We start from the raw sequence: 13,674 nt of genomic DNA on the forward strand, positions 1-13,674 counted from the left end.
GGCCGGTCCGGCCACCCGCGTCGCCGGCCTGCTCAGTCGATCGTCTCCTTGAGCTTGTCCTCGCGGATGAACAGCAGCATCACGGTGGCGACGAGGAGCAGTGGCACCACGACGTGGTAGATCGGAACGAGGGCGTCGTTGTACGCTCCGACGATCGCGTCGTGCAGCGGCCCGGGAAGGCCGGCGAGTATCTCCGGGCTCATCGAGTTCGCGGCGCCGGAGCCGTTCGAGAAACCTGCGGCGACCTCAGCTCCTTCGGGCCCCATCTGCTGGGCCGCGGCGGGGATCCGCTCGCCCATGAGATCGGCGAGGCGGCTGACGAACACCGAGCCGACGACCGCCGACCCCAGTGTGGCGCCGATCTGACGGAAGAAGTTGTTGGACGCGGTGGCCGTGCCGACCATGGTGATGGGGAACGAGTTCTGCACGATGAGGACCAGCAGCTGCATGCACAGGCCGAGTCCGAAGCCGAACACGAACAGGACCACCCCGAGGTGCGTGAGGGTGTCCTCGGCCCGGAGCGAGCCGATCAGCCAGAGGCCGACGGCCATGACCACCGAGCCGACCACCGGGTACCACTTGTAGCGGCCGGTGCGGCTGACGATGTTGCCCACGACGATCGAGGTGCCCATCATCCCGGCCATCATCGGCGTCATCATGAGGCCGGCGGCGGTGGGGCTGAGCCCGTGGACCATCTGGATGTAGGTGGGCAGGTAGGCGATGCACCCGAACATCGACACGCCGATGATGAGCCCGGCCGCGGTGGACAGGGTGAAGTTGCGCTGGCGGAACAGGGTCATGGGGATCAGCGGATCGGCGGAGCGCAGCTCGACCAGGACGAACGCGACCGCGCAGACGAGGAACACTGCGCCCAGGGCGAAGATCGCCGGGTCGGTCCAGCCGAACCGGTGGCCGCCCCACGACGAGAGCAGGATGAGCGCGGTGGTGCCGGTGGCCATGAGGAGCGTGCCGGCCCAGTCCGTCCGTCGGCCGGCGCCGCGGCGGGGGAGACGGAGGAAGGCCACCGCCACGACCAGGGCTAGGAGGCAGACCGGGAGGTTGAACCACAGCGCCCAGCGCCAACCGGGCCCCTCGGTGAAGAACCCGCCGAGGAGTGGCCCGAGGACGGAGGAGAGCCCGAAGACCGCGCCCATGATGCCCATGTACCGACCGCGCTGGCGGGCGGGCACGACGTCGGCGACGATCGCCTGCGACAGGACCATGAGCCCGCCGCCGCCGAGGCCCTGGATGGCGCGCGCAACGATGAGGACGTCGATGTTCCAGGACAGTGCGCCGAGGAGCGAGCCGGCGGAGAACAGCAGTATCGCGGCCACGAACAGGGGCTTGCGGCCGATCTGGTCACCGAGCTTGCCGTATACCGGCAGGCCGATGGTCATGGTGAGCAGGTAGACGGTGATGACCCAGCTCATCCGGTCGACGCCGCCGAGGTCGGCGACGATGGTCGGGAGCGCGGTGGCGAAGATCATCTGCCCCAGGGACACGATGAGCATCCCCAGCAGCAGCGAGGTGAAGACCAGCGGGACGTTGTGGCCGGGCGCGGCCGGGGCGTTCGTCTCCGCGTGTGGTCGGGTGGTGGTGTCGGTCATACTGACCTCTCTGAGAGGGCTGCGAGCTGGGCGAGTTGGCCGAGGGCCATGAGGCAGTCGGCGTTGAGGTCGGCGAGGGTGGCGTGTTCGCGGGTGAGCCAGGTCGACAGCCCGAGGCTCCCGGAGGCGGCGATCAGCGCGACGTAGGCACGCGCCTCGGCGTCGACGGGGACGGTGGTGAGCCGCCGTAGCTGTGGGCTCCGTCCGAAATGCTGGGTGAGCAGGTCGACGAGCCGGAGCTGGAACTTCGACGAGGCGGTCATCCGCGCGGCGGCCAGGTCGGGGTGCTCACGGAAGATGGCGCGCCGACGCTGCAGAAGGACGGCGGTCTGCGCGTCGTCGGCCGTGCGGACCGCGGCGAACGCCGAGAGGAACAGCGTGAGCAGGGCGCGCGGGACGTCCGGGTCGGCCCCGACGAGGAACTCCGCGCGTGCGGCGTCGGGGACGTCCTCGGGGGTCGTGCCGATGACCGCGGCCTCCTTGGAGGCGACGTAGTTGAAGAAGGTCCGCTTGGAGACCTCGGCGGCCGCGCAGATCTGGTCGACGGTCACCGCGTCGTAGCCGTGCTCGAGCACGAGCGACGTGGCGGCGTCCTCGATGGCGACCATCGTCGCGCGCCGCTTGCGCTCGCGGAGCGAGTCGGCGTCGGGTGGGGAAGTCATGGCGGAAGCCTAGCCAAACTTTGCACCGAGTGCATATTTATACCTGGTGAACTTCGACACCCTCCTGATTTGGAATCCGGAACCGGGTCTGCCTATAGTGGTTCCGCACTAAGCCCCCGTCGTCTAGCGGCCTAGGACGCCGCCCTCTCACGGCGGTAGCGTGGGTTCGAATCCCATCGGGGGTACCAGGGAGATGACCCGGCTCGTCTGATCAGACGAGCCGGGTCATCCTGCATTTGGGGCATGAGAGGATCGCCGTCGTGACCTCGCGCCGTGACCTTCTCCGCCTCGCCCTCGGTGCCGGGCTGGCGACGGTGGGGGTGTCCGGGTGTGCGCGGACGGACGATCCGGGCCGGACGACGACGACACCGTCGACCCGGGGCGCGTCCACGTCCGGGTCGCTCGCCCCGCCGGAGCCGGTCCGGACCGTCACGCCCGACGCCCCTGCGCGACAGGTGGTCGCGATGTCCTCGGCGGACCTCGACGTCCTGCACGCGCTCGACCATGCGCCGACGGCGGCCTGGGCGGCGGACGGTACCGGACCCCGGCCCTGGCGCGGGCGGCCCGCCCCGCCGGCGCCGGAGTGGGCCGGGTCCGGGCCGCCGAGCCTCAGATCCCTCCTGCCCTTCGGGGTGGACGCGTTCGCGATGGCGTCCGCGGATGTCACCGAGTCGCAACTGCGGGCCTATGAACGTCTCGGCGCGGTGATCGTCGGCCCGGAGGGGCGACCCGATTGGCGCGATCATCTCCACCTGATCGCCGACGCGGTGGGCGCCGACCCCGCCCCGGCGGAACGGGCCACCGGGGAGGTGCTCGGGGCGTGGGCCGAGCGGCAGCGCCGGCTGGGGGTGGAGAGCTTCGTCGTCGTCATCGGGACCGGCGCTGACCCCGACACCGCCGTGGCCACCCTCGCGGCCGACGCGCCGCTCCTCGCCGAGCTGCGGGCACTCGGGTTCGACGTGGTGACGTATCCCGGGCCGGTCGTCTTCCGGGAACTGCGGCGGCCCGGCGTGCACGTCGTTCGCGTCGACCCACGGGACGGTGATCTCGTGGCCGCGGTCCGGCAGCCGAGCGTGTCCAGCCTGCCCTGGGCGCTGGAGCGGCTCGTCCGGGGGCGGCGCCCGGGCTGACCCGGCGGGCTGACCCGGCGGGCTGACCCGACGGGCGGCATGCCGGGCCGGGGCGCAGGGCGGGCGGCGCCTGGTTCGGTGCGGGTCGCGGCCGGTGGGGCGGGTGTCGGTTAGAGGCGCTTGTGGATGGCCTCGGCAGCGGCTAGGAGGTCGGCGGCCCAGCGCACACCGGGGCGGCGGCCGATGCGGTCCACCGGGCCGGAGACGGAGATGGCAGCGATCACCGCGCCCGAGGAGTCGCGGATCGGCGCCGAGATGGACGCGACGCCGGGCTCGCGCTCGGCGACGGACTGTGCCCAGCCGCGCTTGCGGATCTCGGCGAGCTGGCGCTCGGTGTAGCCCGCCTCGGCCAGCAGCGCGCGCTGCGTGTGGATGTCGGCCCACGCGGCGAGCACCTTGGCGCCAGAGCCGCGCGTCATGGGCAGGACCGCTCCGACGGGCACCGTGTCGCGCAGTCCGGTGAGGGGCTCGGCCGAGGCCACGCAGACACGGCGGTCGCCGTCGCGGCGGTAGACTTGGACGCTCTCGTCCGTGGTCTCGCGCAGGCGGGGCAGGACCGAGGAGGCGGCCTCGGCGAGCGGGTCGGGGAGGTTGGCCGCGAGCTTGGCGAGGCCGGGTCCCAGGGTCCAGATGCCGGCATCGTCACGGGCCAGGAGTTGGTGCGTCTCCAGGCCCACCGCCAGTCGGTGTGCGGTCGCCCGGGGCAGCCCGGTTCGCTCGCACAGGTCTGACAGGACGCACGGTTGCTCGGCCACGGCGTGTAGCACCGTCATTGCTTTGTCGAGGACCCCGATCCCGCTATACTGTCTCACAGTTCGACTATAGCGTCCTACATGGTGAGAATCCATCGTGAACTCGCCGAGGACGTGGACTTGGAGGCGTGATGAGTGAGACGGTGTCCGGCGGCGGACGGCCGCGGACCCTGGCCGAGAAGGTCTGGGATGACCACGTGGTCGCCAGGGGCGAGGGCGAGGGCGGGTCGCGTCAGCCCGACCTCATCTTCATCGACCTGCACCTCATCCATGAGGTGACCAGCCCGCAGGCGTTCGACGGGCTCCGGCTCGCCGGTCGGCGGCTCCGCCGGCCCGACCTCACGCTGGCGACGGAGGACCACAACGTGCCCACCGACATCGTCGGGGGAGCGGTGAACCTCATCGCCGACCAGACCTCGCGGACGCAGATCGAGACGCTGCGCCGCAACTGCGAGGAGTTCGGTGTCCGCCTCTACCCGATGGGTGATGCCGAGCAGGGCATCGTCCACATCATCGGACCGCAGCTGGGCCTGACCCAGCCCGGGATGACCGTCGTGTGCGGCGATTCGCACACCTCGACGCACGGCGCGTTCGGCTCCATCGCGATGGGCATCGGCACCTCCGAGGTGGAGCACGTCATGGCCACCCAGACACTGTCGCTGCGGCCGTTCAAGACGATGGCGATCACCGTGACCGGCGAACTGCGGCCCGGCGTCACCGCGAAGGACCTCATCCTGGCCGTGATCGCACAGATCGGCACCGGCGGCGGGCAGGGCTACATCATCGAGTACCGCGGAGAGGCCATCGAGAAGCTCTCGATGGAGGCCCGGATGACCGTGTGCAACATGAGCATCGAGGCCGGCGCCCGCGCGGGCATGATCGCCCCGGACCAGACCACCTTCGACTATCTCGAGGGTCGCCCGCACGCCCCGCAGGGGGCCGAGTGGGACGCCGCCGTGGAGTACTGGCGCGGCCTGCGGACCGACGAGGACGCGGTGTTCGACACCGAGGTCGTGATCGACGGCTCCGCACTGACCCCGTTCGTCACGTGGGGCACCAACCCCGGCCAGGGTGTTCCGCTGGGTGCGACCGTGCCGGACCCGGAGTCCTTCACGGACGAGAGTGAGCGGATCGCCGCCGAGAGCGCCCTGGAGTACATGGATCTCCGGGCGGGGACCCCGATGCGGGACGTGCCCGTCGACGTGGTGTTCGTGGGCTCCTGCACCAACGGGCGGATCGAGGACCTGCGCGAGGTGGCCGAGGTCATCGCCGGCCGCAGGGTCGCCGACGACGTCCGAGTGCTCGTCGTCCCCGGTTCGATGCGGGTACGCGAGCAGGCCGAGGCCGAGGGGCTGGACCGGATCTTCACAGAGTTCGGGGCCGAGTGGCGCCAGCCCGGATGCTCGATGTGTCTCGGGATGAACCCCGACTCACTCGAGCCCGGTCAGCGATGTGCCTCGACCTCCAACCGGAACTTCGAGGGGCGCCAGGGCAAGGGTGCGCGCACCCACCTGGTCAGCCCGTCCGTCGCGGCGGCCACCGCCGTGCTCGGCCGCTTCGCCTCTCCCGCCGACCTCGAGCCCGCGAAGGGGGCCTGACACCTCATGGAGCCGATCACCACCCACACCGGCATCGGTGCCCCGCTGCGCCGCTCCAACGTGGACACCGATCAGATCATCCCCGCCGTCTACCTCAAGCGCGTGACCCGCACGGGCTTCGAGGACGGGCTGTTCTCGTCATGGCGCGCGAAGGAGCCCGACTTCGTGCTCAACCGCGCGCCCTACGACAAGGCTTCCGTCCTGGTCGCCGGTCCCGACTTCGGCACCGGTTCCTCCCGGGAGCACGCTGTCTGGGCGCTCATGGACTTCGGGTTCCGCGTGGTCATCTCCTCGCGCTTCGCCGACATCTTCCGCGGGAACTCCGGCAAGTCCGGGCTCGTCGCGGCCCAGGTGGAGCAGGAGAACGTGGAGCTGCTCTGGAAGGTCATGGACGCCCGGCCCGGGATCGAGCTGACCGTCGATCTGGGTGCGCGGACCGTCGCGGCCGGAGATGTGACCGTCCCGTTCGACATCGATGACTACACCAGGTGGCGCCTCATGGAGGGGCTCGACGACATCGGCCTCACCCTCCGGCGTGAGGACCTCATCGAGGAGTACGAGGCCCGGCGTCCGTCCTTCAAGCCCGTCACCGAGCCACGGTAGGCGGGGATCGGCGCCCCTCGGCGGGTGGCTCGGGAGAGCTGCCGGACGCCATGGCGCGCGGATGTTGAGGCTTCTTTATCCCTCTTTGTGTGAGTATGCTTATCCGCACTGGGTGCGGATCGGTTCCGCGACAGCGACACTCGCACAAAGGGGGGCTCCCACGTGAACAAAGCCGATCTCATCGAGGAACTGGCTGAACGTATGGGCGGTGACCACCAGCTAGCCACCGAGGCGCTGGAGAACACCCTCGACATCATCGTGCGGACGGTGGCGTCCGGGGAGTCGATCACCATCATGGGGTTCGGCATCTTCGAGAAGAAGGCCCGGGCCGCACGGGTCGCCCGTAACCCACACACCGGGGAGTCGATCCCGGTCCCTCCCACGTATTCGCCGGTGTTCCGCCCCGGTCAGTACTTCAAGGCGGTCATCCAGGGCGCGGAGGTCCTCCCGGAAGGACGGCTGGCGGCAAAGCGATCGAGTTCGCACCAGTCGTTCGGCGGGCTGGGGCAGAACGGTGTCGACCACCCCGGCAGGGTCGGCTGAGCCTCGGCTGACCCACGCCGCGCCGTCCCGGGAGAGTGCGGTCCCGTCGGCTCGCCGGTCAGTGCAGCGGGAGCGGGCTGCGGTAGTAGTCCGCATAGAGCAGTGTGGTCCCTGAGAAGCCGAGACCCCACGCGCCCGCCTTCTTGGTGGAGGTATCGCCGATGTCGATCCCCGCTGCCACGGCCATATCATCGAGCATCCCGGGGATCGCGGTGCCCTGGGAACTGATCGCCGCGATGCCACCGCCGGTGGCCGCGATCTCGAGCAGCCGCTGCACGGCGCCCGCAGGTGACTCCAGGTAGGCCTCGTCGCTCAGGGCGGGCTCGATCGCGATGTCGACACCGAGTTCATCGGCGAGCGGCCCCAGGGTCTGTTCGCAGCGCACCCGGGGCGCGCTGTGCAGCCGGCTGACGCCGAACGCCCTCAGCATCGGGGACAGCATCTCGGCCTGCGTACGCCCGGACTTCTCGAGTGGTCGAAGCGCGTCGTCCCCGCTCCATTCGCTCCTGTCGCCCGCCTTGGCGTGCCGCACGAGGAGCACCACCGTCTCCACCGGTCGCATGCCGGCGAAGCGGGTGAGTATCTTGCGGTCCAGGGCGTAGGAGACGAGAGCCTTGGCCTCCTCCACGGGGAGCCACCGGAGTTCGTCGACCTCGGAATTCGGCGCGAAGCGGCCGCCGAGCGACCGGGCGGACCAGTAGGTGACCTCCTTGCGGGTGTTCTCCTTCAGCGGGTACGCGGTGGTCCCGATGAGTGACTCGAGCACCGACTCGAACCCGGTCTCCTCGAGGATCTCCCTGACCGCGGTCGTCGGCAGGGACTCTCCTGAATCGACCTTGCCCTTCGGTAGCGACCAGTCGTCGTACCGGGACCGGTGGACGATCGCGCACACCGGCACCCCGTTCTCCACGCGGTACAACACCGCACCCGCGGCGGGGACGACCCGGATCTTGGACTTGGACTTGGACTTGCTCATCGGTCACGGAACCCCGCGTGTTCGGCGGCCATGCGTTCCTGGTGATCGATCGAGTCCGCCCAGTCCTCCGGCGCGGGCATCCGGCGCCACGTGGCGTCGGGCTGCAGCTGGAAGCTGCGCGTGGCGGGATCGAGAGCCGAGGTGAAGATGCGGTTCACCTGCGCCTTGAGGCGCGGGTCGGTGACCGTGACCATCACCTCGACGCGTCGATCGAGGTTTCGGTGCATCATGTCCGCGCTGCCCAGCAACACCTCGTCCGCACCACGGAAGTGCAGGATGCGTGAATGCTCGAGGAACCGGCCGAGAATCGACCGGACGTGGATGTTCTCGCTCAGTCCGGGAACCCCGGCACGTAGTGAGCAGATTCCACGCACGACGATGTCGACCGGGACGCCGGCCTGCGAGGCGCGGTACAGGGCGTCGATCACCTGCTCGTCGACCAGGGCGTTGGCCTTGAGGCGGATGCCCGCCTCCCGACCCTCTGCGGCCAGCGCGATCTCCCGGTCGATGCGCTCGATGATCCCGGAGCGGATGCCCTCGGGGGCGACGAGCAGCCGCCGGTATTTGCTGACATTGGAGAAGCCCGTCAGGTGGTTGAACAGGTCGGTCAGGTCCGAGACCACGTCCTCGTCGGCGGTGAACAGCCCCACGTCCTCGTACAGGCGCGCCGTCTTGGGGTTGTAGTTGCCGGTCCCGATGTGGGCGTAGCGCTGGAGGCGATCGCCCTCCTTGCGGACGACCAGACACGTCTTACAGTGCGTCTTCAAACCCACCAACCCGTACACCACATGCACGCCGGCCTGCTCGAGTTCGCGCGCCCACCGGATGTTGTTCTGCTCGTCGAACCGGGCCTTGATCTCGACCAGCGCCACCACCTGCTTGCCGGCTGCGGCGGCGTCGACGAGGGCGTTGACGATGGGCGAGTCACCGGAGGTGCGGTAGAGGGTCTGCTTGATCGCCAGTACGTTCTCGTCCGCCGCCGCTTGCTCGATGAATCTCTGGACGGTGGTGGAGAACGAGTCGTAGGGGTGCTCGACCAGGACGTCGCCCTCGTGGAGCGAGTCGAAGATGTTGCGGGCCGTCTCCCGTTCACCGAACGCCGGAGGAGTGGCCGGCACCATCGCCGGATCCTTGAGATCCGGGAGCTCGAGTCCGTGGAGCTGCCACAGCCCGGTCAGATCGAGCAGGCCGGAGAAGCGGATCACGTCCCCGGACTCGATGTCGAGCTCGCGCTTGAGGATCCGCAACATCCGGGGGGTGGTGTCCTCGGCGATCTCGAGGCGGACGGCGGAGCCGAATCGACGGCGCGCCAGCTCTCGCTCGAGGGCCTGCAGGAGGTCCTCGTCCCGGTCTTCCTCGACCTCCATGTCCGCGTTTCGCGTCACGCGGAACACGTGGTGCTCGACGATCTCCATGCCCTGGAACAACTCGCCCAGGTGGGCGGCGATGAGCTCTTCGGCGGAGACGAACGCGAACTCCTCGGCGCTCTCGCGCTGGACCCGGATGAAGCGGGGCACGTTGTGCGGGATCTTCACCCGCGCGAAGTGTTCCTGTCCCGAATCGGCGTCGCGGATGATCACCGCGAGATTCAGACTCAGGCCCGAGATGTAGGGGAACGGATGCGCCGGATCGACGGCGAGCGGCGTGAGAACCGGGAAGATCTGGTTACGGAACAGCTCGGAGAGCTCGAAACGCTCTTCTGTGGAGAGCGCCGACCAGGGCAGGATCCTGATGCCGTTCGCCTCCAGCGCCGGCCGGATCTCATCGTGGAACAACCTGGACTGCTCGTCGCACAGTTCACGGCTACGCAGGCTGATCCGACTGAGCTGTTCGGCGGGTGTCCGGCCGTCGGCGGAGCGGACCGAGAGGCCGGTCTTGTCGCGACGCTTCAGGCCCGCCACCCGGACCATGTAGAACTCGTCGAGATTGGAGGCGAAGATCGCGAGGAACTTGGCTCGTTCCAACAGCGGGAGAGATGTCTCGCCGGCCAGCGCGAGGACGCGCGCATTGAAGTCGAGCCAGCTGAGTTCACGGTTGAGGTAGCGGTCACGGGGCCGGGGAAGTGCCTGCGGGGCGTGGTCTTCGACTGTCACCAGACCATTGTGGCCGATCGAGGGTGGTCCGGGCAGCGAAGGGGAGCGGAAACACCCGTCAACGCCCGGGCGGTGGCGGCCCCGACCCGACGACCGGCCAGTCGGACCACGTCCTCGGGGATGTCCACGTCCCGGGAGGCCGCGCCCCGTGCGATGTCGTCGACGTCGAGCACCGCGGCCCCGCCCTCGAGCCGATAGCGCTCGGCGGAGCCGGCGCCGAACCGGCACACACGGGCGGCGCCGCCGGCCCAGAATGCCATCGTGGTGCCCTCTCCGCGATGATCGACGACGACCGAATGCGGGTATTCGGCCGCCGAATCGAGCACGCGGGTCAGCGACTGCGCGTCCAGCTCGGGGAGGTCGGCGGCGACGACTGCGACCCGTCCGGTGAGACCGGCGAGCGCCTCGGTCAGCGCGGCATTGAGCGGGTCCACGTCGGTGCCGGGGGCCGGCGTCGTCTCGGCGACGAACTCCGCCCCCAATCGGTCGGCGAGGGCGGCGATCTGGGGGTCGGAGGAGACGATCCGAACGCGCCCGACCTGCTGACTGTGGAGGCAGGCGGTGACGACATCGGTGGTCATCGCCACCACGAGGCCGCGGCGGGAGTCCGGCGAGAGCGTCGACCCCAGTCGGCTTTTGGCGCGATCGAGGGATTTGACGGGGACGACGATCGTCCACCCGTCTCCCGTGCGCTCCCGGCCACCCACTGCGTTCATCGAACGCCATCCTGCCAGCACCGCCTCGCGATCGCCCGGCGCCGGGTAGCGTCACTGCCGTGATTCACCCGGGGCGAGGCCAGGTGGCGACGAGAGTGGGGAGGCGGCCATGGCGCGGATCGCAGTGATGGGTGCGGGGTCCTGGGGGACCGCGGTGGGCAAGGTTCTCGCGGACGCCGGCTCCGAGGTCGTCATGTGGGCGCGGCGCGAGGAGGCCGCCGACGACATCAACGGCAACCACTGCAACGGCAAGTACCTCCCGGGCGTCGTACTGCCGTCGGCGGTCAGCGCATCGACCGACCCGGCGGAGGTCCTCGACGGTGCGGAGGAGGTCGTCCTCGCGGTACCGTCACAGACTCTGCGCGCGAACCTCGAGAACTGGGTCGACCTGCTGACGCCGAACGTCGGGGTCATCTCTCTGGCCAAGGGCATCGAGACGGGCACGCTCATGCGGATCAGCGAGGTCGTCGCCGAGGTCGCAGGCCTCCCCGAGGGGCAGATCGCCGTCCTGTCCGGGCCCAACCTCGCCCGTGAGGTCGCGGAGGGGCAGCCCGCCGCGACCGTCATCGCCTGCACCGACGCGGCGCGCGCCGCGCGACTCCAGGACGCCTTCTCCACCCGTTACTTCCGGCCGTACACCAACAACGACGTGGTGGGCTGCGAGATCGGTGGGGCCACCAAGAACGTGATCGCGCTGGTGTGTGGCATAGCCTCGGGGATGGGTCTGGGGGACAACACCGCGGCGACACTGGTCACACGTGGTCTGGCGGAGTCCACCCGGCTCGGGGTGGCACTGGGCGCCAGCCAGATGACCTTCGCCGGCCTCGCGGGTCTGGGCGACCTGGTGGCCACCTGTACGTCGCCGCTGTCCCGGAACCGGACGTTCGGTGAGCGACTCGGCAGGGGCGAGACCCTGGAGCAGGCACAGGAGGCGACCAACGGCCAGGTGGCCGAGGGCGTGAAGTCGTGCACCTCGATCGTCGAGCTCAGTCACCGGGCGGGCGTGGAGATGCCCCTGACCGAGGCGGTGCACGAGATCTGCCACGAAGGGGGTAACGCCGTCGAGGTGGCGGTGCGCCTCATGAGACGGAGCACCAAGCCCGAGTAGCCTCGGCCCGGTGAACCGCACCACCGTTGCCGTCCTCTACGGCGGCCGCAGCACGGAACATTCCGTGAGCTGCGTGTCCGCCGGCGCCGTCATCTCCCACCTCGACCGGTCCGAGTACGACGTCATCCCCGTGGGGATCACCTCGACCGGGGCGTGGACACTGGGCCCGGACGATGTCTCCGACCTGCGCATCATCGATCGCTCGATGCCGGTCGTCGATCCGCACCGCCCGCGGGTCGCGCTGGGTTTGTCCACCGAGGACCGGGGTGTCCTGCGGTACGTGGACGGGGACCGCGCCGGGGAGGAGGTCGCGCGTATCGATGTGGTCTTTCCGGTCATGCACGGCACCTACGCCGAGGACGGGACCATCCAGGGGCTCCTCGAGTTGTCCGGGCTGCCGTACGTGGGGCCCGGGGTGCTCGCCAGCGCCGCGGGCATGGACAAGGAGTTCACCAAGATCGTCCTCGGCGCCGCCGGACTGCCGATCGGCGAGCAGGTCGTGCTGCGCCCCGGAACACGGTCCCCCACCGCAGAGGAACTGGATCGCCTCGGGCTGCCACTGTTCGTCAAACCCGCCCGCGGGGGGTCGTCGATCGGGATAACCAAGGTCTCCCGGATCGACGACCTCGATCCCGCGATCGCCGAGGCCCGTCGGTTCGACCCCAAGGTGATCGTCGAGGCCGCGATCGTCGGTCGCGAGGTCGAATGTGGGGTCCTGGAGTACCCCGACGGGCGCGTCGAGGCCAGCCTCCCGGCCGAACTGCACATCCCCGGCGAGCCGACCGGTCGCGAGGGTGAGTCCGAGGGCGATTCCTTCTACGACTTCGACACCAAGTACCTCGACGACGTGTGTACGTTCGACCTGCCGGCGCAGCTCCCGGCCGCCGACATCGAGCGGCTTCGCGAGCTCGCCGTGGCGGCGTTTCGGGCGATCGACGCCACCGGGCTCACCCGGGTGGACTTCTTCGTCACGGTCGACGGTCCGGTGATCAACGAGGTCAACACCATGCCGGGCTTCACCCCGATCTCGATGTACCCGCAGATGTGGGCCGCCACAGACGTCGACTACCCGACGCTGTTGGGCACCCTCGTCCAGACGGCGCTCGCACGCGGCTGACCCACCCTCCGCGGGCGGCCCCCCGGCAGATCCGCGCGATCGCCGCGGTGCGGCCGGCACGGCCCGTGGCGGGTCAGCCCACCGGGGCCGGGGCCGGCTCGATCTCGTCGAGGGACGCGGTGATCGCGTCGGACAGATTCTGGATCGGACCGGTGCCGCTGCCCTCGGGCAGCGTGATCGCGACGAACTCGGGCCGATCCACGGCCACCCATGTCGACGACGTGACCGCCGGGTCCGGGTCGGGCTCGTTGAACCACTGGACCCCGTTGACCTCCTGCAGCCCCACGCCCACGACGAAGGTCGGCGGCGCCGGCAGGCCGCAGCGCACGACCACCGGCTCGGCGTCGGGCATGCGATAGGCCGCGATGCCCGCCGTGTCCGGCTCGGTCAGGGCGACCTGGGTCGCGTCTCCGAGCTCCGGCGGCAATGACTCGATCAGGGCCGTGCAAGCCTGGGACCCGGCGCCCGGCGCGGGGAGGGGTACCGCCGCGTACGGCTCGCTCACGGCGGCTTCCGCGGCCTCGTCGCCCATGTTCCGGAACAGCACCAACACCACCGCGAGAACGATCAGGGGGACGATGACCCCCGCGACCACGACAGCGGTGGGGACGGGGCGAACATCCCCGTCGGAAGCCCTGGTGTTCCGCGGACCGGCGTCGTACCGATCCTCCGGATCCGAGTCCGTCGAAGCCACAGGTGTCGTCCTTCCTCCCCGGGGCGGACGCCGTCCGGGCGGCCGCTAACCTGACGGCAACGCTACAGACCCGCG

The 13,674-nt window shown here is 69.9% G+C and carries 13 protein-coding genes and 1 tRNA gene; 7 read left to right on the plus strand and 7 right to left on the minus strand.

Going from position 1 to position 13,674, the window contains the following annotated elements; translation table 11 throughout:
- Positions 1–32: 32 nt before the first annotated feature.
- Together ACWIE7_RS06235 and ACWIE7_RS06240 are read right to left on the minus strand one after the other, a co-directional pair.
- The gene (locus tag ACWIE7_RS06235) at positions 33–1,607 is read right to left on the minus strand and encodes an MDR family MFS transporter (protein ID WP_452101091.1); all 1,575 of its coding nucleotides are present in this window, start codon (positions 1,605–1,607) and stop codon (positions 33–35) included.
- On the minus strand, positions 1,604–2,269 hold the full coding sequence (locus ACWIE7_RS06240; RefSeq protein WP_452101092.1) for a TetR/AcrR family transcriptional regulator: 666 nt from the start codon (positions 2,267–2,269) through the stop codon (positions 1,604–1,606). Before ACWIE7_RS06240 ends, ACWIE7_RS06235 begins: the two co-directional genes overlap by 4 nt.
- Positions 2,270–2,381: 112 nt before the next feature.
- Here ACWIE7_RS06240 and ACWIE7_RS06245 point away from each other — a divergent pair.
- A tRNA-Glu gene (locus ACWIE7_RS06245) sits at positions 2,382–2,457 on the plus strand.
- Positions 2,458–2,529: 72 nt separating this feature from the next.
- Positions 2,530–3,399 carry an ABC transporter substrate-binding protein gene (locus tag ACWIE7_RS06250; protein ID WP_452100972.1) on the plus strand — a complete coding sequence of 290 codons (870 nt, stop codon included), beginning with the start codon at positions 2,530–2,532 and terminating at the stop codon, positions 3,397–3,399.
- Positions 3,400–3,509: 110 nt separating this feature from the next.
- Here ACWIE7_RS06250 and ACWIE7_RS06255 read toward each other — a convergent pair whose 3' ends face one another.
- Positions 3,510–4,211, minus strand: a complete 702-nt coding sequence (locus ACWIE7_RS06255) for an IclR family transcriptional regulator (protein ID WP_452100973.1) — start codon at positions 4,209–4,211, stop codon at positions 3,510–3,512.
- 71 nt (positions 4,212–4,282) lie between these two features.
- Here ACWIE7_RS06255 and leuC point away from each other — a divergent pair, with 71 nt between their 5' ends.
- The 3 genes from leuC to ACWIE7_RS06270 all read left to right on the plus strand — a co-directional run bounded on the left by leuC (position 4,283) and on the right by ACWIE7_RS06270 (position 6,895).
- Complete coding sequence (gene leuC / locus ACWIE7_RS06260; protein ID WP_454068825.1) at positions 4,283–5,749, plus strand: 3-isopropylmalate dehydratase large subunit; 1,467 nt, start codon at positions 4,283–4,285, stop codon at positions 5,747–5,749.
- 6 nt (positions 5,750–5,755) lie between these two features.
- Complete coding sequence (leuD, locus tag ACWIE7_RS06265) at positions 5,756–6,352, plus strand: 3-isopropylmalate dehydratase small subunit (RefSeq protein WP_452100975.1); 597 nt, start codon at positions 5,756–5,758, stop codon at positions 6,350–6,352.
- A 162-nt stretch (positions 6,353–6,514) separates the two neighbouring features.
- Complete coding sequence (locus ACWIE7_RS06270; protein ID WP_452100976.1) at positions 6,515–6,895, plus strand: HU family DNA-binding protein; 381 nt, start codon at positions 6,515–6,517, stop codon at positions 6,893–6,895.
- 58 nt (positions 6,896–6,953) lie between these two features.
- Here ACWIE7_RS06270 and ACWIE7_RS06275 read toward each other — a convergent pair whose 3' ends face one another.
- The 3 genes from ACWIE7_RS06275 to cofC are packed head-to-tail and all read right to left on the minus strand — an operon-like array spanning position 6,954 to position 10,680.
- On the minus strand, positions 6,954–7,871 hold the full coding sequence (locus tag ACWIE7_RS06275; protein ID WP_452100977.1) for an NUDIX hydrolase: 918 nt from the start codon (positions 7,869–7,871) through the stop codon (positions 6,954–6,956).
- Positions 7,868–9,964: an RNA degradosome polyphosphate kinase gene (locus ACWIE7_RS06280; protein ID WP_452100978.1), complete on the minus strand. Its 2,097-nt coding sequence runs from the start codon at positions 9,962–9,964 to the stop codon at positions 7,868–7,870. The genes ACWIE7_RS06275 and ACWIE7_RS06280 overlap by 4 nt, the downstream gene beginning before the upstream one ends.
- Positions 9,961–10,680 carry a 2-phospho-L-lactate guanylyltransferase gene (gene cofC, locus ACWIE7_RS06285; protein WP_452100979.1) on the minus strand — a complete coding sequence of 240 codons (720 nt, stop codon included), beginning with the start codon at positions 10,678–10,680 and terminating at the stop codon, positions 9,961–9,963. The genes ACWIE7_RS06280 and cofC overlap by 4 nt, the downstream gene beginning before the upstream one ends.
- Before the next feature lie 109 nt (positions 10,681–10,789).
- On the opposite strand from cofC, the gene ACWIE7_RS06290 reads away from it, so the two are divergent.
- Positions 10,790–11,788 carry an NAD(P)H-dependent glycerol-3-phosphate dehydrogenase gene (locus tag ACWIE7_RS06290; RefSeq protein ID WP_452100980.1) on the plus strand — a complete coding sequence of 333 codons (999 nt, stop codon included), beginning with the start codon at positions 10,790–10,792 and terminating at the stop codon, positions 11,786–11,788.
- A 10-nt stretch (positions 11,789–11,798) separates the two neighbouring features.
- The gene (locus ACWIE7_RS06295; RefSeq protein ID WP_452100981.1) at positions 11,799–12,905 is read left to right on the plus strand and encodes a D-alanine--D-alanine ligase family protein; all 1,107 of its coding nucleotides are present in this window, start codon (positions 11,799–11,801) and stop codon (positions 12,903–12,905) included.
- A 73-nt stretch (positions 12,906–12,978) separates the two neighbouring features.
- On the opposite strand, the gene ACWIE7_RS06300 is transcribed toward ACWIE7_RS06295, so the two are convergent.
- A complete protein-coding gene (locus ACWIE7_RS06300; RefSeq protein ID WP_452100982.1) occupies positions 12,979–13,599 on the minus strand; it encodes a DUF3515 domain-containing protein in 621 nt (206 codons plus the stop codon).
- Positions 13,600–13,674: the final 75 nt, after the last annotated feature.

The sequence above is a fragment of the Dietzia sp. NPDC055343 genome, assembly GCF_053645265.1.

Coding starts and splice junctions, on each gene's coding strand:
- ACWIE7_RS06235 (WP_452101091.1), bottom strand. CDS start 1,607: ATGACCGACACCACCACCCGACCACACGCGGAGACGAACGCCCCGGCC.
- ACWIE7_RS06240 (WP_452101092.1), bottom strand. CDS start 2,269: ATGACTTCCCCACCCGACGCCGACTCGCTCCGCGAGCGCAAGCGGCGC.
- leuC (WP_454068825.1), top strand. CDS start 4,283: ATGAGTGAGACGGTGTCCGGCGGCGGACGGCCGCGGACCCTGGCCGAG.
- leuD (WP_452100975.1), top strand. CDS start 5,756: ATGGAGCCGATCACCACCCACACCGGCATCGGTGCCCCGCTGCGCCGC.
- ACWIE7_RS06275 (WP_452100977.1), bottom strand. CDS start 7,871: ATGAGCAAGTCCAAGTCCAAGTCCAAGATCCGGGTCGTCCCCGCCGCG.
- cofC (WP_452100979.1), bottom strand. CDS start 10,680: ATGAACGCAGTGGGTGGCCGGGAGCGCACGGGAGACGGGTGGACGATC.
- ACWIE7_RS06290 (WP_452100980.1), top strand. CDS start 10,790: ATGGCGCGGATCGCAGTGATGGGTGCGGGGTCCTGGGGGACCGCGGTG.